Here is a 19,100-nt window from a genome sequence, read left to right as displayed (position 1 = left end):
TAAAACAACAACTGAGACATCATGCGGGGTAGACCAGGGTTTTATTCAGGATATTATCCTTAAACTAGGCACATCTGAACAGGTTTTTCGCGTTGACTGTCCTACACTATGGTGATAGTATGGCCGCAGTAGCTATCATACTAAGATATGACGGTTATACTCATGCATGGGTCGACGGTGAATTGTTGGGGGACAATCTCGGACGGGCTTGTTTCCCGAACGCGATCTAGAGGGGGTTACACGTGGATACCACATTGACACGGCGAAGTTTCGTAAAGTGGGGAACCGCAACGGCCGGCGCTGCGGCGCTCGTCGGCTTTACCGGGTGCGCGCCCGGCGGTCAGCAAGAATCTTCCGACACGTCGGCGGCTGCCGAGGGAAAAGGCGAATGGAAAACAGGCGCCTGCATGAACAACTGCAACTGCTGTTCATCTCGTTGTCTGCTGAAGGTGTACGTCGAAGATGGCGTACCTATAAAAATTCGCACTGATGAGAAGGATGAAGACACAATCGAGGTTCCGCAGCGCCGTGCCTGCTTGCGCGGACGTGCTCAAATCAGCAATATTATGTCTCCTGCGCGAATCAAATACCCCATGAAGCGCAAGGGCTGGAGCCCCGAGGATCCGAATGGCGAGATGCGCGGCAAAGATGAATGGGAGCGCATCAGCTGGGAAGAAGCTCTTGATTATATTGCAGCCGAGCTTAAAAAAACGTATGAAACGTACGGCCCGCATTCAGTGTTTGGTGCTGCGTACAGCAATGAAAGCGCGACATATTTCGATCCTATTTTGCGCGTGATGAACTCACTTGGCGGCATCGTCCATCATGAGACGGGTACGGTTTCGGTTGGCGCATGGCCTGCCCCTGAGCTTCTGATGACCGGATCGATGTACTCGGCTCCCGATGCCCTTTCAATCCAGGAGAGTCAATTGCATCTCCACTTTGGAAACAATTGGATGGCGAACAAGGCCGGCAACACCGCGCTCCAGCTTGAGGCGGCTCGCGAAGCTGGCGGCAAGGTTATCATCATCGACCCTTGGCTCAATCAGACAGCTCAGGCTATAGCTGACGAGTGGATTCCAGTCCGCCCAGGCACTGATACTGCTTTATGCCTCGGCATGATGTACCACCAGATAGAAAATAATCTTTACGATCAGGACTTCTTGGATACGTACTGCGTTGGTTTCGATGCTGATCATATGCCGGAGGGTGCACCAAAGGAGGAAAACTTCAAAGACTACGTGCTTGGGACGCACGATGGCGAGCCGAAGACCCCGGAATGGGCCGAAGCGATATGCGGCGTGCCCGCAGACGTTATTCGCAACCTTGCCGAAGAGGTTGCGAACACAGAAAAGGTGAACTTCTTCGCCGGTCAATCCACTACTAAAATCCCTGCGGGAGAAATGTTCGCCCAGGTGTTTTATACGCTCGCGTTCATGCATGGAGGACTGGGAACGCCTGGCAACTTTGCCTCTTGGGTTGGCTTGCATGAGAACATCATGTCTACGACCCCATACTGTATGTCCGGAAACTCTGTGAACGCTTTCGGCAAGAACGTGAACAATCCGCTACAGCCGCCCTCATTTTGCAACTCGATGCCCGCATGGGATGAGATTGAAGACGCCCGTTCGTGGGACAGGCTTGAATACTCGGAATGCTGGCAATCGATCTTGGACGGCGAATATGGTCGCGATGTGTGGCCCGGCGGCAAAAGGCCGATCGACATTCACATGATTTATTCCGGCGGTTATGAGAATTCCCTAAACTCTCTTCCGAACGCCAATGTTGCTATCAAGGTGTTTCGGAAAGTCGATTTCGTTTGGGGCGCTAATCCGTTCTTCGATCCCTCTCGTCAATACTGCGACATCGTTCTGCCCGTTGCCACATGGTGGGAAAAGGGCAATGTGGCTTGGACGAACAACTCCGAGACAGTGTACTGGGCTGATCGCATCATGGATCCCCTCTACGAGGCGAAGCCGGAAACGTGGATTTCAGAAGAGCTTGCAAAACGCGTTGGGCTCGACCCTAAAACCATCAACACGATGACCGATGCTGAGCGTACCTATCATTCGCTGGCCGGCGCAACGTACCTAACCGACCATGCGGCTAAGACGTACGAGCCTCTGTTTACCATAACGCAGGAGGATATCGACGAGCTGGGTGTTGAAGGGATTCCGCAGGAAGGCGCGATGACGGTTGCGGATTTCAAAGAACGTGGTCTATGGAAGACACAGCGTAAAAAGGGCGACGCTCTATCATGTCATCCTTGGGATGCGTACTATGCGGATCCAATAGCGAATCCGCTGGCGACAACCTCCGGAAAGTTCGAGATCCATTGTCAGGCCCTTGCTGATGTGATCAACGCTATGGGCTTCACTACGCTGGCACCTATCGGCAAATGGCAGGTGGCAGATCCCGAGCAAGGTCAGGGCACCCAAACCGACGAGTACCCGCTGTTGTTGTGGACGCCTCATTCGCTGCGTCGTGCCCACACGGTGAACGACAATGTCACATCACTGCGCGAGGCGTTCCCGCAGGAATGCTTCATGAGCGAGGTGGACGCCGACGAGCGCGGCATCAAGAACGGCGATCTTGTGCTCATGACCAGCCCGCATGGTCAGGTGCTCCGTCCGGCGAAGGTGCTTCCGACGCTCGTTCCCGGTTCGGTGGCGCTGCAGGACGGCGCGTGGATTCAGATCGACGAGGCGACGGGCATCGATCTGGGCGGCGATCCGAACATCTTGCAAGCGCCGAAGGCGTCGGGGCAGGCGTCTCAATCATGGATTGGCACGCTTGTGCAGGTAGAGAAGTACACCGGCAATCTGACGCTCGATCCCGACAAGAATCGGCCCATCGTCATGCCGGTTGGCGTGGAATAAGGGAGGTGCATCATGGCTCAGTACGCATTCTACTTTGATTCCAACAAGTGCTCCGGCTGCAAAACCTGCCAAGTCGCTTGCAAGGAGACCTACAAGCTTCCGGTGAGCAACTTGTACCGCAGGGTGCTGAACTATCAGGGCGGCACGTGGGAGCGGAACGAGGCGGGCAGCTACGTGCCCAGCGGCGTGTTCGGCTACTTCGTCTCCATGGCCTGCAACCACTGCGTCGATCCGGCGTGCGTGGCGAACTGCCCGACGGGTGCCATGCAGAAGGATGAGGAAACCGGCATCGTGTGGACCGATCACGAGGTGTGCATCGGCTGCAAGACCTGCCAGACCGTATGTCCCTACGACGCCCCGACGTACGGCGAAGAAGAGGGCTACATGATGAAGTGCGATATGTGCAAAGCCGAGGTTGAAGGCGGCGGCAAGCCGATCTGCGTCACCGGCTGTCCCATGCGCGCGCTCGATTTCGGCACGCGCGAGGACATGATCGCGAAGTACGGGGAAGGCGACGTGGAAGTGGAGCCTTTGCCCAAGGATACAACGCATCCGAACCTCATCATGAACCCGCATCGCAACGCCCAGAAGACGGGCAGCGGAACGGGCGCGCTCGTGAACCTGGAAGAAGAGATCTAGCATCCCGCCTGATCCGTGCGACGCACGGATCAGGCGGCACTCGCAAGTTGCATGCCGTCGGTTTCTGACTCACGATGGTGGGCGCAAAACAGGTCCTATGACAAAATTCGGAAGGGGGCGGGTCGGTGTGAGAAAATTGACCTGGTGTTTTGCTGGCCCTTTCGGCAAAATCGCTCCGAATTGCCTCGCTGGATTGTCATAGGTGCCGTTTTGCGCCCAACAGTGCTGGGCCAAAAGGGCGGGCGGCGGGAACGCATGCGACGGAAGCGCGGTCGGATTGCGGGAACAAAGGAGGTTGCACATGGGGGATATCTACGATTGCGGCAAGCTGGAAGCGGCCGGGGTTTGCTTCGTCGCTGCCTCGCGCTTGCTGTATTGCGAACCGGACGATGCTGAAATAGCAAATCAGGTGGAGCAGCGCATGTTCGAAGAGGCGCCGTTCGGCATGGACGATGCCCGGGTGCGCGCGGGCTTGACGGCGATGGATGCCTGGTGCGACGAACCGCTCACCGCAGAGCGCATGGCCGCTCTCAAGCGCGAGTGGTTCAGGCTGTTCGTGGGTGCCGGTACGCCCGATGCGCCCAGCTGGGAGTCGTTCTACGTCGACCCGAACAGCCAACTGTTCAGCAAGCACACGCTTGAGGTGCGCGCGTGGTACCAGCGCTACGGGTTGCAGATCGAGCGGCTGCACGCTGAGCCCGACGATCATCTGGGGCTCATGCTGGGATTCGTCGGCCATCTCGCGGGGCTCGAAGCCGAAGCGCTTTCCGATGGCGACGAGGCTCGAGCGCGCCAGCTGGCGCACGATCAGGAGGCGTTCCTGGTGGAGCATGTACTGCCTTGGCTTGCGGCTTGGCGCTACAGCGTGAACGAGCGCGCGGCATCCAGCTACTTCCGAGGCGCAGCCGACCTCGTATTCGGCCTGTGCGCGTGCTATGCTCGGCGATTCGACGTTGCGTTCGACGAGGACAAGCAGGTGTTCAAGCGCACGAGCGGCTAGCCAGAGGGAGGACGAGGCTCTATCATGGACTGAACGACTTCGGGGGAGAGGAGTTGCAGGTGTTCGGGACCTTGGTGGTGCTGTACCTGTTCCTTGGGGGATGCGGGGCGGGCATCATGTTCGTGACGGCAATCTGGTCGTTCGCATTTCATCGAAGCGTGCGGCGTTCGCAGGCTCAAACGAAGGCGTTCGACGATCTCAAAGCCCGGTGCTTCGGCGCCGGCTTCGTCGTTCTATGTCTTGCGGCGCTGTGCCTGTTGCTCGATCTTGGACGTCCCGAGCGGGTGTTCATGCTGTTCACTCGACCGACGCTTTCCATCCTCTCGTTCGGTTCGTTCACGTTGCTGGCGAACCTTCTTGTGGCGGGGTTTTTGTTGGCCGCGAACGTGCTGTACATCCCATTCGTCCATGCGCCCGCGCGCAAAGTGGGCGAAGCGGTGTGCGCGGTGGCGTCGTTGCTCATGATGGGGTACACGGGCGTATACGTGGGAAGCATCGAGGCCGTTGCGCTGTGGTTCAACGTGGCGGTACCGGTTCTGTTCGTGCTGTCGTCGTTGTCGGCGGGCTTGTCGTCGGTGTTCGTGCTCAGCGCTTTCGGGCGGGACGTGCGGCTGCTCGACGATCGGCTGCTTCTGCTTCATCGGTGTCACCTCGTTGTGCTGGCGCTCGAAGCGGTGGCCCTCGTCGCGTTCGTGGGGTTGGCGTATCTCGACCCGTTCGCCCATGAGTCGCTGGCGATGCTGTTCGATCCGGAGGGGTTGGGCCCGTGGTTCGTCGTGGGGCTGGTCGGCCTGGGCCTGCTCGTTCCGTTGGCGAGCGAGGGGTTTATGATGGCTGCTCGGCGTCTTCTGCGGCTGTTGCCGGTGGACGTGCTGTGCATCGCGGGCGGGCTGCTGCTGCGGTTCTGCGTTGTTTGGTCGGGGATGCATTGAAGATGCGCGGTTGCCGCCGCTGAGCAAGCTGGTTATCTTGTACAATGCGGGACGGATGGTCCCCTGTAGACGGAGTAGGGAAGTGGCATGGCATTATTCGAGATAGACGAGTCGTCGGGGCTGCCCGTGTGGGTGCAGCTGCGCAACCGGTTCGTCTACTTGATCAAGACCGGCCACTACCAGCCCGGGGACCAGCTGCCCAGCGTCCGCACGCTCGCCGCCGAAGCCGCCATCAACTACAACACCGTGAGCAAGGTGTACATCAACCTCGAGCACGACGGGTACGTGGAGTCGGTTCGAGGGCGCGGCGTGTTCGTCCGCGATATCGGGAAGCTGGCTGCCGACGACGTGCAGTCCATCGCCGATACGGAAATCGAGGAGAGCATCAGGCGGTGCCTCGCTTTGGGCATGACGCTTGATGAAATCATGTTGAGGATGATCGACGTCGCCCATCGCGTCCAGCAGGACGTGGAGGGCGGCGCGAGCATGAGACGGGGCTTGTATGAAAAATCGCAAAGGAAAGAATCAAACTGACGCGCCGGCCGCCAAGCCGTTCTCCATCGAGAAGTACAACTCGCGCACCGATCGACGCACGTCGCAGAACGGCTCGCTCATGTTCTCGGCGTTCGTGTTCGTGGTGGCGCTCGTGCTGGCCATCGCCGCGGGCTACCTGATCGCCGGCGCGTTCACCGTGTGGGTGGTGCTCGTCGGCTTCGCGCTGGCATGCTTGGCCGAGATGTCCATCCACATCGCCATGCAGTGGGAGCGCGTGGTCGTGCTGCGCTTCGGCAAGTTCAGCCGCTCGAAGGGCCCCGGCCTGTACTTCACCATCCCCTTCATCGAGCAGACCGCCCTCAAGGCCGACCAGCGCATCATGGTCACCGGGTTCGGCGCCGAGGAGACGCTGACCAGCGACCTCGTGCCCATCAACGTGGATGCCGTGCTGTTCTGGATGGTGTGGGACGCCGAGAAGGCCTGCCTCGAGGTGGAGAACTACTACAACTCCGTGTCGCTCGTGGCGCAGACCGCGCTGCGCGACGCCATCGGCCGCGCGAGCGTGTCGGAGGTGGCCATCCGCCGCAACCAGCTGGATCAGGAGCTGCAGGAAGTCATCGAGGAGCGCACGTCGCTGTGGGGCATCACCGTGCTGTCGGTGGAGATCCGCGACATCGTGATTCCCCAGGAGCTGCAGGAAGTCATGTCCACCGAGGCCCAGGCCGAGCGCGAGAAGAACGCGCGCATGGTGCTGGCCGAGGTGGAGAAGGACATCTCGGCCATGCTCGTGGACGCGGCGCACGTGTACGAGGAGAACGAGGTGGCCCTGCGCCTGCGTACGATGCACCTGCTGTACGAGAGCGTGAAGGGCTCGGGCGGCACCGTGGTCATCCCGAGCGCCTACAGCGAGGGCTTCAGCGACGCCGCCCTCAACAACATGACCGATTCCCTGAGAACCCCGAAGGGGTAGCAGAGGCAGGGACGCTGCTACCCTCAATCGTTTCCCCAGCTTGATACCCCTCTCCCACCTGGGGTGACGCGTCGCGTACTCCAGGCTGGGTGAGAGCTGCGCCGACGATTTCGCGCGGTTTCCCCACTCCTGGAGGATGGCCTGGCCGGCCATGCTCGATAGGCTCCTTCCTGTCGCCGGTCTTGCCGGAGCGAAGGGTCCTTAACTCCCCCTCCCTCCCTTGAGGACCTTTCGCTCCGGCAAGAAGCGCCCCGGCGCAGGCGACGCGAACGGAAGGGCCGCGCGACGGGCGTTGCGCGGCGAACCAAGGAAGGGGAACTGCCATGAAGGCTCCAACATTCGAAATGAACCGCCGCTCGTTCCTGGGCCTCGGCGCGACGGCCGCCGTGGCCGCCGGCTTCGGGCTGGCCGGCTGCTCGCCGCAGGCGTCGTCGTCGGCCGGGGAAGGCTCCACGGCCTCCGCGGCCCAGACGGTGGAGCTGCCCGTCGGCGCTCCGAAGGGCACGCCGAAGACGGCGACCTGGTGCGCCGTGCCGGAGGCCATCGCCGACGTTGTGGAAGAGAAGTCGTTCGACGTCGTGGTGGTGGGCGCCGGCCTGGCCGGCTTGGCCGCGGCGGCGACGGCGGCCGAGAACGGCGCGACGGTGGCCGTGATCGAGACGCTGAGCACCTATCAGACGCGCGGCCAGGACATCGGCACCGTGAACTCCTCGTTCCAGAAGGCGAACGGCCTGGAGGCCAGCGAGTCGGATATCAACGACATGTGCCTGGCGCTGCAGCGCTACGCCGGCAACCGTACCGATCAGCGGCTGTACCGCGTGTGGGGCCAGCGCTCCGGCTCCGACTTCGACTGGTGGTACAACACCATGCTCGAGCCGAAGGGCTACGGCATCGAGATTCCCCGCTGGCCGATGGAGGTGGAGTACGACCCCGTCGACGGCGAGTGGTTCCCGCAGTTCTGCAACCAGCAGGAGTTCACCGTGCCCGAGGGCGAAGAGGCGGGCATGAACGGCGGCTTCCCCGGCGCCGTCGGCGAGCTTGAGGCGTACGCGAAGGAGCACGGCGCGGAGTTCTTCTACGAGCATCGCGGCCGCCAGCTGGTGCGCGGTGGGCAGCCGAACGGGACCGAGGGACGCGTCGAGGGCGTGATCGCCGAGACGTCCGACGGCAGCTACGTCAAGTTCACCGCCACGAAGGGCGTGATCCTGGCCACGGGCGACTATGGGCACAACGAGGACATGATGCAGGCGTGGTGCCCGTCGCAGGCGCAGCTGGCCATCGACACGAACGTGTATCCCAGCACGGGCAACGTGGGCGACGGCCATCTCATGGGCATGTGGATCGGCGGCATGATGCAGGGCATTCCGCATGCGTACATGGCACATGGCACGCCCGGCTCGCTGGGGTCGGACCCGTTCTTGCTGGTGGACATCAACGGACGCCGCTTCACGAACGAGGACATCCCGGGCCAATCGTTCTCCGACCTGGCCGAAGAGCAGCCCCAGACGGTGTTCTGGCAAATCGCGGATGCGAAGTACCCCGAGCAGCTGAAATGGTCGTCGCCGACGCACGGCGCGCAGATGAGCTTCTCGGGCGACATCGACGCCTGGAACGCGGCCATCGAGACGGGCGACAAGGCAACCATCGAGGCCATGCTGACCGAGCAGGGCGTGAACATGCAGTACGCGTGGACCGTCGAGGAGCTGGCCGAGGGCATCCACGTGGATGCGGCGACCCTGCAGGAGACGCTCGATCGCTACAACGGCTTCGCGCATGACGGCTACGATGCCGACTTCGGCAAGCAGGCCAAGCGCCTGTGGCCGGTGGAGACGCCGCCGTACTTCTACAGCTCGAGCGGGCAGTGGGCGTTCATGCTGACCATGGGCGGCCTGAAGGGCACCGAGAAGGCCGAGGCCATCGACGCGTGGGGCAACCCCATCCCCGGCCTGTGGATGGCGGGCAACGTGCAGGGCATGCGCTTCGCGATCGACTATCCCACCATCGTGTGCGGCCTGTCGCATTCGCTGTGCCTGACGTTCGGGCGCGTGGCCGGCGAGCAGGCGGCCGCGGCCGATTCCAGCGAGACGGAGCACGAGTCGGTGTACGCCGTCTGGAAGGAAGCGAATCCCGAAGGCGACGCGGCGGGCGGCGCGGCGCCGGCGGGCGGCGGCGCTCCTGCGGGCGGCGACGCCCCGGCGCAGGGGTAGCATGACGCTGAAAGCACGACTGCGTTCACGCGGGGCCGCCGAGGGGCGGCCCCGTTCGTGCGCCCTCTTCTGCTATACTCACGGGCAGGTGATGAGGGATGAGCTGACCTCGTCGAACGTACGGGCAGCTCGCTGGCGGGGGAGCGTTGTGGACGCGTTGTCGATGATCAAAGAGCGGTGGTTCTTGCGGGCGGCCTTCGGCCTGGCCGCGTGCCTCGTGCTGTTCGGCGAGGGCGCCAGCATCAGCGACCGCGTGTCCGTCGACACGTTCGCCATCATGACGGGCGCCGACCCGCTGACCGGCGGCATTACCATCATGGCGGCGTTCCTGCTGGCTGCCGTGTTCGCCGCGCTCGTGCAACGCTGCATCGAGACGACCGCTTTTCTGGCCGTCGACGCCCTCGTGAACGTGATCGGCTGCGTGCTGCTGTTCTCGGAGGTGCTGAACCTGGGCTTGGGCGCGTTCGCCGCGCGCATCGGCGGCCTCGTGGTGGGCTTCGGGGCGGCGCTCTTGCTGGTGCGGTGGGCCGACCTGCTGATTCCCCGCGGCGCGAAGGCCTCGTCGCTGTGCCTGGCGGCGGCGATGCTGTTCGTGGTGGCGTTCGACCTGCTGTCGAAGGTGCTGGTGGACGTGGGGCTGGTGGGGGCCGTGCTGCTGCTGTGCGCGGCATCGCCGGCGCTGCTGGTGCTCGCCGCGCGCGAGGCGCAGGTCGAGCGCGCGGAGCGGACGATCGAGGAGTATCGCGGCGTGGTGCCCGTGTGGCTGTCGTTCGCAACGATCGCGCTGTACGCCGTGGTCATGGGCGGCATACAGGTGGGCGGGTCGGGCTCGGTGGAGCAGGCGGCCGGCGTGGTGGTGAACGCCGCGTCGTCGAGCCTCGCGGTGGATGCGGGCATGGTCGTCGCGTCGCTCGTCATCGTGCTGGGGGCGCGTTTTCTGCGCGGCAACAACATGGGGTTCTACCGATCCACCATCCTGGCGCTGCTGTCGGTGTCGCTGTACCTGTCGGCGGTGCTCTCGTCTGCGTGGTCATCGATGAACATCGGCCTCATGACGGTGTCGCGCGTGCTCATCTTCGCGTACGTGTGGACGATGTTCTCGACGCCGGCGAAGACCATGTCGCCCGTGCGCCTGTTCTCGGTCGGGTGGCTGCTGTTCCTTGTGCCGAACAACCTCTCGACCCGCCTCGGGCAGGCGGTGGTGGGGACGGACATGCCCCTGCTGGCGTACGACCTCATGCTGGCCGTCATCCTGCTGGCGCTGTTCGTGTTCGAGTTCACGCCCATCCTCACGGGACGCTCGGTGGAGGACGCGTGCGCGGGCGATTCCTCCGACGCGGGCGAGGACGCGTTCGCCGCGCGCATCGCGCAGCTGGTGGAGCGGGGCGGCCTCACGCCGCGCGAGCAGGACGTGCTGGTGGCGCTTGCGCGCGGGCGGTCGGCGCAGCGCATCGCCGACACGTTCGTCGTCAGCAAGGAGACGGCCCGCACCCACATCCGCCACGTGTACCAGAAGCTCGACGTGCATTCGCGCGAAGAGCTCATGGACCTGGTGGAAGAGGGGATGCCCGCCGCCTAGCGCCTCGCGCCTAGCAATCCACCTGGGTGAGGGCGCCGGTGTCGGAGTCCATGATGAAGCCGGCCACGCGCACGTGCGGCGGCATGACGGGGTGGTTCGTCACCATGTCGACGCTCCTGCGCACGGCCTCCTCGGTGTCGCCGAAGCCGGCCAGCCATTTGTCGAAGTCGATGCCGCAGTGCCGCGCGAACTCGATGCGTTCGGCCGACACGCCGAGGCGCTCCATGTTCGCCACCATCTCCTTGCCGCTCATGTGCTGCGCGCCGCAGTTCGTGTGCGCCACGATCATGACGTCTTCCACGCCCAGCTCGCACACGGCGATCAGCAGCGAGCGCATGACGCTGCCGAAGGGGTGCGCCACTTCGGCGCCGGCCACCTTGATGATTTTCGCGTCGCCGTTCTTCAGCCCGAGCGCCGCCAGCAGCAGCGCGGTGAGGCGCGTGTCCATGCACGACACGATGGCCAGCTTCTTGTCGGGGTACTTGTCGGTGGCGTAGCGCTCGAACTCGCGGCGCTCGACGAACCCGCGATTGTGCGCGAGGATGCCGTCGATCGTGGGGGAGATGGGCGCCTGCCGGTCCTGATTCCGTTCCTGTTCCATGTGAGCCTTCTTTCGCGTGAGCCCCCATGATAGCGCAACCCGCCCCCGGGTATCGCACGAACGAAGGGGGGGGCGATCGGGGAATCGTCGGGGGTCATGTGTCGAACGGGCAACCAGTACACATGTTTCACGTGAAACATTCGGAGGGCGTGCGGCCCCGGACGCAGAAACGACCGCCCGAGGGGCGGCCGTTTCCTGATCGAAAAGAGAGGTCTGGCTTAGAACGCGCGGAAGGAGGCCTTCGGGCAGAAGCAGATGGGGCACTTCTCGAAGTTCTCGCCCTTGTGGATGTAGCCGCAGATGGGGCACAGGTAGAACGCGTCGTCGTCCGGAGCGTCGATGTCGTTGTACGCCGCCAGGTAGCGCTCGGCGTGCACGGACTCGGCCAGCTTGGCGCGGGTGAACACCTGCACGGCCTTGGTGTTGCCCTCTTCCTGGGCGACCTTGATGAACGCCGGGTACATGTCGGAGGTCTCGAAGATCTCGCCCTGCGCGCCCATGATGAGGTTCAGGTCGGTCTGCACGCCCTCGGCCTCAGGGGCGGCCGGCTTCTCGAAGCCCGGCTCCATCTCGGCGACGAGCGCGTACTCGAGGCCGATGTGGATCTGCTCGGCGGCCGAAGTGGCCTCGAACAGGCGGGCGATCTGGTCGTAGCCCTGCTCCTTGGCGGCCTTGGCGAACGCGGCGTACTTGGCAGAGGCGCCGGTCTCGCCACCGATGGCGGCCTTCAGGTTGTCGAGCGTGGTGCCGACTTCGCAGGTGCCGAAGCCGTCCATGTTCGTGGTGTTCTCAGCGGTGGGGATCTCGGAACGTACCTTCATGGGACAATCTCCTTCTCGTCTTACGTTTTCGTCTGTGCCCTCTTAATGAGAATCAATCTCAATAAGAATAATACCCCCAACGCGAACGCCGCGCAAGGGGGTAATCGAACCAGTTTCCCGATTCGCACAACGTCCACAATGTGGGCGCTCGATCACCTGGCCGCTTCGATGACGTCGAGGAGTTCTTGGCGGTTCGTGGCGCCGGTCTTCGCGTAGATGTGCTTGATGTGGGTTTGGACGGTGCTCTTGGCGATGAACAGCTCGTCGCAGATGAAAGGGACGTTGCGCCCCTTCGACAGGAGGCGCACCACGTCTTGCTCGCGCTTCGAGATGCCGTAGCGCTGCGCGAACGCTGCGAGCGCGGCCTCGTCCTCGTGGGCGAGCGCGGCGGGCGTCGGCGGTTCGAGCTTGAACACGTTCGCGGCGTCTCCCGGCTCGTTCGCGAACAGGTCGCCCTTCGCGACCGCCCACAGGACGAGCGCGAGCAGGAACAGGCCCAGCACCGCCGTGGTTTGCAGCGGGCTTTCCGTCACGGCGAAGATGCCGCCGGAAAGCAGGCGTCCTGCGGCAAGGCCCGCGAACAGCGGTGCGCACGCCCAAGCCGCCGCTTGCGCGGCGTTCCACGAGAACTTCTGGATGTGGTTGCCGATGATGATCCAGTAGTAGACGAAGAACACGCTGAACCCGGCCGCGACGAGAGCGGCTCCCCACAGGGCAAACGGCTCGGGCGCCCAGGCGATCAGCACCAGGCCGAGCGCCATGAGCGGCGGCACGGGCTTGTACGCCGAGTTGGAGTCTTCCACGAACCCCTTGCGTCCCTTGTGCAGCGACAGCAGCACGATGCCTGCGATCGAGAGCGCGGCGGCGCGGGCGGGCAAGCCGAGCGCGCCGCCGTCCGGCATCTCGATGCCGGCCGCTAACGACGCGAGCACGCTGTAGGTGAGCGCGGTGACCAGGAACGACGGTGCGAAGCGAACCGGATTGGCCTGCGGGCCGGCCGCGTCGGGCCGTTCGGCGTCCTCGCAGCCGGGAAGCTCGGACGGCTCGGGCAGGCAGGCGGTGGCGGCGAGGGGCAGGGCGGCCATGACCGCGAACGCGACCGGCGCGGCGAGCAGCGCGAGCACGAGCAGGCCGCCGAGGGCGCAGATGACCGACGCGGCGCTCATGGCGATCCGCCGGCGAAGCGGCAGCGCGCCGAAGCGCCGGACGAGCGCCGTCAGGCAGAAGGGGAGCGCCGCCCAGGCGACGCACGACGCCGCCGTTTCCGCCAGCGCACCGCCGGCGAGGAACAGGGCGAGTGCGCACAGGGTCATCGCGGCGCTCGCCGCCCACAGCCATGCGCGGCGGGGGAAGCTCGCGTCCCGGTGGCTGGCTGCGAAGCAGAGGGCGAGGCCGACGAGCGCGGCAAGCGGCAGCGCCGAACGCGCGGCGTCTTCGAGCCCGCCCGACGGCGACGGGACGGAAGCGAGCGCCCCCAGCCCGAGCGCGTACGAGCCGAACGATGCCGACGCGCCCAGAAGACGCGCGTCGATGCACTCGCTCATGTCCTTCAAGAACGTGCTGACGCTTGCCATGTGCCGTTGCCCCCTCCCCTCCGCAACTCATGTCTTTGTACCATATCGAACCCCCGGTGAGAGGGGGTGCGAGGGCAAATTCCCCTCTTTTTTAGGATAGCGAACGGACCCTGCGCGGGGCGAAATCCCCCAGCAGCCGCGATGTGCCCGTGCGCGAACGGCCTCATGCTGGTTCCGTTGGTTGACGAAGGCCCCGCAAGAGGGCGTGCGTCGTGGAAGAAGGAGGATGGGTATGAAGTCGAAGGGAACATTGAGCCGACGGAGCTTTCTCGGTTTGGGCGCGCTGGCAACCGCGGGCGTGGCGACGGCGGGGCTTGCAGGGTGCTCGCCGCAGCAGAAGACGGCCGACGCCGATGCGGCCGAGTCGAACGCCGGAGCCGATTGGCTGGGCGCGCCCGAAGAGGTCGCCGCGTCGGATATCGTCGAAACCGTGGAGACGGACGTCGTGGTGATCGGCGGGGGCAACGCCGGGTTGTTCGCCGCCGCCGCGGCCGCCGAAGAGGGCGCGCGGGTGGTGCTGCTGGAGAAAACGCCGCAGGTGGGCGCCAACTGCCGCGAGTGGATCGGCGCGCTGGGCTCGTCGATGCAGCAGGAGAAGGGCGTCGAAATCGACAAGCACGAGGTGATCGAGCAACTGTGCTTCTACGCGTCCCATCGCTGCGACCAGCGGCTCATCCGCCTGTGGGCCGATCATTCCGGCGAGACGGTCGACTGGCTCGACGCGGTGGTGCGCGAGCAGGACCCGAGCGCGTACGTGTTCCTGGAAACGGACGTCGGCGCCGAAGACCACGGCGCGTACCAGACGTTCGCGATGCAGCACAACGTGCAGAACGACGACGAGAAGCTGAAGAGCCTCGACTTCGTGGCGAAGAAGGTCGAAGAGCTGGGCGTGGACGTGCGCGTTTCGACGGCGATGAAGCAGCTGGAGCGCGAGGACGGCGGAACGGGGCGCGTGAGCGGCGTGCTCGCGGAGTCGAAGGAAGGCTATGTGCGCGTCAACGCGTCGAAGGGCGTGATCGTCGCGACGGGCGGATATTGCAGCAACGTCGACATGATGACGGCCAAGAACAAGATGGCGGTGGATCACTGCACCGCGCTCGAGGCGCCGGGCGAGTCGAACAACGGAGACGGCATCCGCGCGGCTCTCTGGGCGGGTGCGGCCATGGACGAGCAGCCGACGGTGATGGTGTTCGACCGCGGCGGCGTTCCGGCGGGCGCGAAGGGCGGTTGCGCCTACACGCAGCCGGGCATCATGACGCACATCGGCAGCCAGCCATTCCTCAAGGTGAACAAGGACGGCGAGCGTTTCTGCAACGAGAGCGTTCCGTACGATTTCATGTACGCCGCAGGCTCGCTGGAGCGCGATGGCGTGTACTGCGAGATTTGGGACGCGAACTGGGTGCAGCAGGTGGAGCAGTTCCACACGCTGGCGTGCTCGCGCATCGTTCCCAGCCCGACGGGCGGCCACGTGCAGATTTTCAACGTGGAGTCCGAAACGGCCATGATGGAGGAGACGCTGATCCCGGCGGGCGTGGTAGTGGAGTCCGACACGCTGGAAGGCCTGGCCGAGAAGCTGCAGATTCCCGCCAAGGCGTTCGTCGAAAGCGTCGAGCGCTACAACGAGCTGTGCGAGAAGGGCGTCGACGAGGACTTCGGCAAAGAGGGCTATCGCATGCTGCCGCTCGACACGCCCCCGTTCCGCGCGGCCACCATCGGCGGCCAGCTGCTGTGCACGCTCGACGGCCTGCGCGTGAACACCGACTTGCAGGTGCTCGATGGGAACCACGACCCCATTCCCGGCCTGTACGCGGCGGGGAACGACTCGGGCGGGTTCTTCGCGAACAACTATCCCGAGCTGCTGCCCGGCATCGCGTGCGGGCGCACGATCACCTTCGGCCGCCTCGCCGGCAAGACGGTGGCCGGCCTCTAGACGACCGACGACGATCCTCCCCCTCCCTTGAAGAAGGGCCCGCGGCTCAGGTGCGAGCTGCGGGCCCTTCGGTGTGCCGGGGCGGCGCGGGTGCGGTCGATGCGGCGATGGCCTACTCGCTGCGGAGGGCCTCCACGGGGTCTTTGCGGCTGGCGGCGCTCGAGGGGATGAGGCCGGCCAGGAACGTGAGGAACACGCTGATGGCGATCAGGATGACGGCCGCCTGCCACGGCAGCGAGGCCACGTTCGCCACGTCGAACAGCGAGTAGACGATGGCGTTGGCGGGTATGCAGGCCAGCGCGGTCAGGCCGATGCCGATGACGCCGGCCGTGAAGCCCACGATGATCGTCTCGGCGTTGAACACGCGGCTGATGTCGCCCTTGCTGGCGCCGATGGAGCGCAGGATGCCGATCTCCTTCTTGCGCTCGAGCACGCTGATGTAGGTGATGACGCCGATCATGATGGACGACACCACGAGCGAGATGGCCACGAACGCCACCAGCACGTAGCTGATCATGTTCACGATATCGGTGACCGAGGACATGAGCGTGCCCACGAAGTCGGTGTACGTGATGACCTTGTCTTCCTGGCCGTCGGCGGTCATGCGGTCGTTGTAGCCGTCGAGGATCTCGATGACCTTTTCCTTGCTCTCGAAGTCGATGGGGTAGATGTCGATGCCGCCCGGCTTGGCGGGGTCGGCGTAGCCCAGCTTCTTGAGGTTGTTGTCGTACGAGGTGTCCTCGGTGTTCATGAGCGACATCATCAGCTCGCCGAGCTCTTCCTCGCTCATGTTCATCTGGAAGGCGTTCTGGAACGCGGACTCGTCGATGCTCATGGCGTTGGACATGTTCGCCGCGATCTGGCTCATGGACTGCTGCATGGCGGCGGATACCTGCGTTTCGATGGCGGCCTGCATCTGCTGCATGTACGCGCCCAGCACGTTTTGCATGTACGAGCTCATGGCCGTCGAGATGGACGCCTGCAGCTGGCCTTGCAGCGCCTGCGCCATGGCGGGGACGGCCTGCTGCATCTTCGCGCCGATCTGCTGTTGCAGCTGGGTTTGCAGGGCCTCGGTGGCCTGGTCCATGTTGATGGAGCCCATGATGGCGTCGGCGATCTTCTGCTGGACCTCTTCGCTTTCGAGGTAGGCTTGAGCGGCCTTCTGCATGTTGTTGGGATCGGAGGGATCCAAGCCTTCCCACTGGGCGTACCAGGGATAGAAGCCCTCCATGATCTCTTTCATGGCCGCCTGCATCTTCGCCGAATCCATGTCCGGCTGCACGTCGCCCAGGTCGAGCTCGATGTCGCTGAAATCAAGGTACTGCCCCATGTCGATGCTCGTGGGATCGATGGCGATGGACGAGCCGTCGAACGCCGGCAGCGAGCCCATGTCGAGCGACAGCCCCGACAGGTCGAGCGACATGCCGGACAACCCGCTGGTCAGCGCGCTTTCGTCGAACTTGAACGCAGCCTGGATGGCGTCGCCGTCGATGGTGAACAGCGATTCCATGCTGAAGCCGTCTTCGTCGCCGTCCTCGTCATCGAAGGACTTGCCCGTGAACACGTTGGTGTCGGGATGGGCGATCTGGTCCTTCACGATGGCGCTGTCGGCGGCTTCCTCGATCACGTAGTCGGTCAGCGTCGCCGGGTAGTTGATGCCCGAGCTCAGCATGGTGGCGGTGGCGTCGTCGCGCGGCTGCACCACGCCTACCACCTCGATGTCCTCGCCGTTCTCCACCAGCTCGCGCATGTACGCTTCGTCGTCGGTCTTGTCCTTCCACACGTTGAACTCGTCGTCGTGCACGTAGTAGTCGGCGGCGTTGACCAGCTTGAACGAGACGCCCAGGATATCCTCGTAGGAGGGGTCCTCCATGTCGGTGGGCGCGGTCACCTCTTCTTCGGCGGCGAACTTCTTCACCATGTCGTCGAGCTCGGCCGAGTCGCGCAGGCCCAGCGTGTACAGCATGAAGTCGCTGATGCCGCCGTTGCCCGTCAGCACGAGCACCACCTCGTTGTGGTTCTCGGGCCACCTGCCGGCCTTCACGTCGTACTGGTACTCGTACAGGTTGGGGTCGCTCGGCATCTCATAGAACGTGTCGGTGCTCATGGACATGGACATGAGGCTGTTCGAGCTGGTGGAGGAGCCCAGGCCCAGCGCGGAGAACGATTTGTCGGGGTTGACCTGGCGCAGCTTCTCGGTGTCGGCGCTGAAGATCTGCGGCGCCACGCTGTAGGTGTACTCGATGGCGCTCGTGTACTGGTCGATGTCGCTCTCGCCGCTGTCGAGGTATTCCTTGAGCGACGCCAGGTCGTTCGAGCCGATGCTCGACACCATGTTCGACACCATCTCCACGACGTGCACGGAGTCTTCGCCCTTGTCCTCGGCGGCGCCCGAGGCTTCCGCGCCTTCGCCCGCCGCGCCGAACATCATGGACGTCATGTCGAAGCCGGTGCTCTGGATTTGCAGCGGGTACTCCGACAGCGTCTCCTCCTCGACGGACTTGATGTAGTTGTTCACGCCGTTGGCCAGCGCCAGGATGGCCGCGATGCCGATGATGCCGATGGAGCCCGCGAACGCCGTCATGAGCGTGCGGCCCTTCTTCGTCATGAGGTTCTTGAACGACAGCGACAGCGCCGTGAGGAACGACATCTTCGTGCGGCGCGCAGGCTTCTCGCTCTCGCGCATGTCCTCGGCGGTGGGGTCGAAGGGGTCGGTGTCGGAGCGGATGACGCCGTCGGTGAGCGTGACGATGCGCGTGGCGTAGTCTTCGGCCAGCTCGGGGTTGTGCGTGACCATGATGACGAGGCGGTCGTTCGCGATCTCGGTGAGCAGGTCCATGATCTGGACGCTCGTCTTGGAGTCGAGGGCGCCGGTGGGCTCGTCGGCCAGCAGGATCTCAGGGTCGTTGATGAGGGCGCGCGCGATGGCCACGCGCTGCATCTGGCCGCCGGACAGCTGGCTGGGCTTCTTGTTGATGTGGTCGCCCAGGCCCACCTGCTCCAGCGCGGCCACGGCGCGGTCGTGCCGCTCGGCGCGCGACACGCCCGACAGCGTCAGCGCCAGCTCCACGTTGGACAGCACCGTCTGGTGGGGGATGAGGTTGTAGCTTTGGAACACGAAGCCGATGCGGTTGTTGCGGTAGGCGTCCCAATCCTTATCTTTATATTGTTCGGTGGAGATGCCGTCGATGATGAGGTTGCCCGAGTCGTAGTGATCGAGGCCGCCCACGATGTTGAGCAGCGTCGTCTTGCCCGAGCCCGAGGGGCCCAGGATGGCCACGAACTCGTTGTCGCGGAACGAAACCGACACGTTGTCGAGCGCGGTTTGCGTGAAGTCGGCCGTCGTGTACGACTTGCATATATTGAGCAGTTGCAGCATGAGGTGCCTTTCGGTGCATCCCCTACGGATGCGCAAGCGTTACGTATTGGTTGATAGTTCGTCAATCATGGTAGATTCTCCCGCTTTACCCCCG

13 protein-coding genes are annotated in these 19,100 nt (G+C 64.0%); 9 read left to right on the top strand and 4 right to left on the bottom strand.

Annotated features, from left to right (window positions below; genetic code table 11):
• Window positions 1–242: 242 nt before the first annotated feature.
• From H8S61_RS05995 to H8S61_RS05960, 8 genes are all read left to right on the top strand, one after another.
• On the top strand, window positions 243–2,879 hold the full coding sequence (locus H8S61_RS05995; RefSeq protein WP_186938321.1) for a molybdopterin-dependent oxidoreductase: 2,637 nt from the start codon (window positions 243–245) through the stop codon (window positions 2,877–2,879).
• Window positions 2,880–2,891: 12 nt separating this feature from the next.
• Window positions 2,892–3,518, top strand: coding sequence for a 4Fe-4S dicluster domain-containing protein (locus H8S61_RS05990; RefSeq protein ID WP_186938320.1), 627 nt, complete (start codon window positions 2,892–2,894; stop codon window positions 3,516–3,518).
• A gap of 301 nt (window positions 3,519–3,819) precedes the next feature.
• Complete coding sequence (locus H8S61_RS05985; RefSeq protein WP_186938319.1) at window positions 3,820–4,518, top strand: TorD/DmsD family molecular chaperone; 699 nt, start codon at window positions 3,820–3,822, stop codon at window positions 4,516–4,518.
• Window positions 4,519–4,577: 59 nt separating this feature from the next.
• Window positions 4,578–5,450, top strand: a complete 873-nt coding sequence (gene nrfD / locus H8S61_RS05980; protein WP_186938318.1) for an NrfD/PsrC family molybdoenzyme membrane anchor subunit — start codon at window positions 4,578–4,580, stop codon at window positions 5,448–5,450.
• Between the two features lie 87 nt (window positions 5,451–5,537).
• The gene (locus H8S61_RS05975) at window positions 5,538–5,984 is read left to right on the top strand and encodes a GntR family transcriptional regulator (protein WP_114534098.1); all 447 of its coding nucleotides are present in this window, start codon (window positions 5,538–5,540) and stop codon (window positions 5,982–5,984) included.
• Window positions 5,953–6,915 (top strand): slipin family protein, encoded by a 963-nt coding sequence (locus H8S61_RS05970; protein ID WP_160941934.1) that lies wholly within the window; start codon window positions 5,953–5,955, stop codon window positions 6,913–6,915. The genes H8S61_RS05975 and H8S61_RS05970 overlap by 32 nt, the downstream gene beginning before the upstream one ends.
• A 323-nt stretch (window positions 6,916–7,238) precedes the next feature.
• Entirely contained in the window at window positions 7,239–9,122 is a 1,884-nt protein-coding gene (locus H8S61_RS05965; RefSeq protein ID WP_186938317.1) for an FAD-binding protein, read from the top strand.
• Between the two features lie 148 nt (window positions 9,123–9,270).
• Window positions 9,271–10,701 (top strand): response regulator transcription factor, encoded by a 1,431-nt coding sequence (locus tag H8S61_RS05960; protein ID WP_186938316.1) that lies wholly within the window; start codon window positions 9,271–9,273, stop codon window positions 10,699–10,701.
• Window positions 10,702–10,711: 10 nt separating this feature from the next.
• Here the strand turns inward: H8S61_RS05960 and H8S61_RS05955 are convergent, their stop codons facing one another.
• The 3 genes from H8S61_RS05955 to H8S61_RS05945 all read right to left on the bottom strand — a co-directional run bounded on the left by H8S61_RS05955 (window position 10,712) and on the right by H8S61_RS05945 (window position 13,697).
• Entirely contained in the window at window positions 10,712–11,302 is a 591-nt protein-coding gene (locus H8S61_RS05955; RefSeq protein WP_160941931.1) for a beta-class carbonic anhydrase, read from the bottom strand.
• A gap of 218 nt (window positions 11,303–11,520) precedes the next feature.
• Window positions 11,521–12,123 (bottom strand): nigerythrin, encoded by a 603-nt coding sequence (gene ngr / locus H8S61_RS05950; protein WP_160941930.1) that lies wholly within the window; start codon window positions 12,121–12,123, stop codon window positions 11,521–11,523.
• 152 nt (window positions 12,124–12,275) lie between these two features.
• The gene (locus H8S61_RS05945) at window positions 12,276–13,697 is read right to left on the bottom strand and encodes a response regulator transcription factor (protein ID WP_186938315.1); all 1,422 of its coding nucleotides are present in this window, start codon (window positions 13,695–13,697) and stop codon (window positions 12,276–12,278) included.
• Between the two features lie 232 nt (window positions 13,698–13,929).
• On the opposite strand from H8S61_RS05945, the gene H8S61_RS05940 reads away from it, so the two are divergent.
• Window positions 13,930–15,627 carry an FAD-dependent oxidoreductase gene (locus tag H8S61_RS05940; protein ID WP_186938314.1) on the top strand — a complete coding sequence of 566 codons (1,698 nt, stop codon included), beginning with the start codon at window positions 13,930–13,932 and terminating at the stop codon, window positions 15,625–15,627.
• 112 nt (window positions 15,628–15,739) lie between these two features.
• Here H8S61_RS05940 and H8S61_RS05935 read toward each other — a convergent pair whose 3' ends face one another.
• On the bottom strand, window positions 15,740–19,006 hold the full coding sequence (locus H8S61_RS05935; protein ID WP_186938313.1) for an ABC transporter ATP-binding protein/permease: 3,267 nt from the start codon (window positions 19,004–19,006) through the stop codon (window positions 15,740–15,742).
• Window positions 19,007–19,100 lie beyond the last annotated feature (94 nt).

The sequence above is a fragment of the Eggerthella hominis genome (assembly GCF_014287365.1).
GTDB lineage: Bacteria > Actinomycetota > Coriobacteriia > Coriobacteriales > Eggerthellaceae > Eggerthella > Eggerthella guodeyinii.
This window is presented reverse-complemented; position numbering and strand designations above follow the sequence as displayed.

What these genes read in the sequence shown, in the direction of transcription:
- H8S61_RS05990 (WP_186938320.1), top strand. Translation starts at nt 2,892, where the DNA reads ATGGCTCAGTACGCATTCTACTTTGATTCCAACAAGTGCTCCGGCTGC.
- H8S61_RS05985 (WP_186938319.1), top strand. Translation starts at nt 3,820, where the DNA reads ATGGGGGATATCTACGATTGCGGCAAGCTGGAAGCGGCCGGGGTTTGC.
- H8S61_RS05975 (WP_114534098.1), top strand. Translation starts at nt 5,538, where the DNA reads ATGGCATTATTCGAGATAGACGAGTCGTCGGGGCTGCCCGTGTGGGTG.
- H8S61_RS05970 (WP_160941934.1), top strand. Translation starts at nt 5,953, where the DNA reads ATGAAAAATCGCAAAGGAAAGAATCAAACTGACGCGCCGGCCGCCAAG.
- H8S61_RS05965 (WP_186938317.1), top strand. Translation starts at nt 7,239, where the DNA reads ATGAAGGCTCCAACATTCGAAATGAACCGCCGCTCGTTCCTGGGCCTC.
- H8S61_RS05955 (WP_160941931.1), bottom strand. Translation starts at nt 11,302, where the DNA reads ATGGAACAGGAACGGAATCAGGACCGGCAGGCGCCCATCTCCCCCACG.
- ngr (WP_160941930.1), bottom strand. Translation starts at nt 12,123, where the DNA reads ATGAAGGTACGTTCCGAGATCCCCACCGCTGAGAACACCACGAACATG.
- H8S61_RS05945 (WP_186938315.1), bottom strand. Translation starts at nt 13,697, where the DNA reads ATGGCAAGCGTCAGCACGTTCTTGAAGGACATGAGCGAGTGCATCGAC.
- H8S61_RS05940 (WP_186938314.1), top strand. Translation starts at nt 13,930, where the DNA reads ATGAAGTCGAAGGGAACATTGAGCCGACGGAGCTTTCTCGGTTTGGGC.
- H8S61_RS05935 (WP_186938313.1), bottom strand. Translation starts at nt 19,006, where the DNA reads ATGCTGCAACTGCTCAATATATGCAAGTCGTACACGACGGCCGACTTC.